This is a genomic window from Vibrio sp. 03_296 (assembly GCF_002265885.1).
Window position 1 is genome coordinate 1 of the sequence record NZ_NPKW01000287.1, and the last position, 550, is coordinate 550.

1 pseudogene is annotated in these 550 nt (G+C 54.5%); it reads right to left on the bottom strand.

The features are described 5' to 3' along the window. Window positions 1-550: pseudogene (locus tag CIK04_RS24055) on the bottom strand (DHH family phosphoesterase); the annotation flags it as partial.

The window sequence follows — 550 nt, forward strand, 5'->3', positions numbered from 1 at the left end:
CCGGACGTGCTTTCCCTGCGCGAATGCGCTGCAGGCCTTGGTGCACCAAAATGCGGTTGTTTTCATCCAGCGGCACAACATCCGCAACGGTGCCTAAGGCCACCAAATCCACCAGCTCCATCAGCTTCGGCTCTGCCATACCTTGCTCGGCAAACCAACCGCATTTACGCATGTGGACACACAAGGCCATCATCAGATAAAAAGCCACAGCCAACCCCAGACCAGGGCTTTGGAAGGAAAGGCGCAGGTCTGTAAGTTTGGATTGACCATCGCATCTACCTCAGGCAACACTGCCGGCAATGGTGATCGGTCACCAACACTTTTAAGCCATGCTCTTTGGCATAACGTACCCCTTCGATGGAGGAGACGCCGTTATCCACGGTCATGATCACTTCAGCACCCAAGGCGATGGCCTGCTCGACCACTTCAGGACTCAAACCATAGCCATCTTCAAAGCGGTTTGGCACTAAGTAGTCGACATTGTTACTACCAAGCATGCGCAGGGCAAGGACCGAGAGTGCCGAGCTGGTCGCGCCATCGGCATCAAAAT